Below are 471 nucleotides of genomic sequence, written 5' to 3'. Positions count from 1 at the left end.
GCTGGACGACCTGGCCGGTGAGGAGCTGGCCGGCCGGTTCGGGTCGCAGCTGATCGAGCAGCTGGGGGCGTTGCTCACCGCGTCGAACCGGCTGGCCGCGCAGGTGGCGCGGCGGGTGCGGGAGTGCGAGCTCACCCAGGCCGCCGAGCACGACGGCAAGGCCTCGATGGCCTCCTGGCTGCGCGGGCACGCGCTGCTCTCGGCCGGCGCGGCGTCGCGGCTGATGCGCTCGGGCCGGGCACTGGCGGAGCTGCCTGCGGTGGCCGCCGCGTTCGCCGCCGGGGCGGTCACCGCCGAGGCGGCGGTGGTGATCGCCGCGGTGGCCACCCCGAGCAGCCTGGCCGCCGCCGCGGCCCAGGACGTCGACCTGGCCGGGGTGGACGAGGCGCTCGCGCAGGTGGCCGCGACCCGGCCGCACGCCGAACTGCGCCAGGTCGTGCGCCACCACCTGGCCCGGCTGGACCCCGACGG

1 protein-coding gene is annotated in these 471 nt (G+C 78.8%); it reads left to right on the top strand.

The features are described from left to right. The coding region (locus E9549_RS22905; RefSeq protein WP_236828899.1) for a DUF222 domain-containing protein at positions 1 to 471 on the top strand (471 nt) is incomplete at both ends.

It is taken from the genome of Blastococcus sp. MG754426, assembly GCF_021699055.1.
Classification (GTDB): Bacteria; Actinomycetota; Actinomycetes; order Mycobacteriales; family Geodermatophilaceae; genus Blastococcus.
Note: the sequence above shows the minus strand (reverse complement) of the source record. Positions and strands in the feature narration are given on the sequence as shown.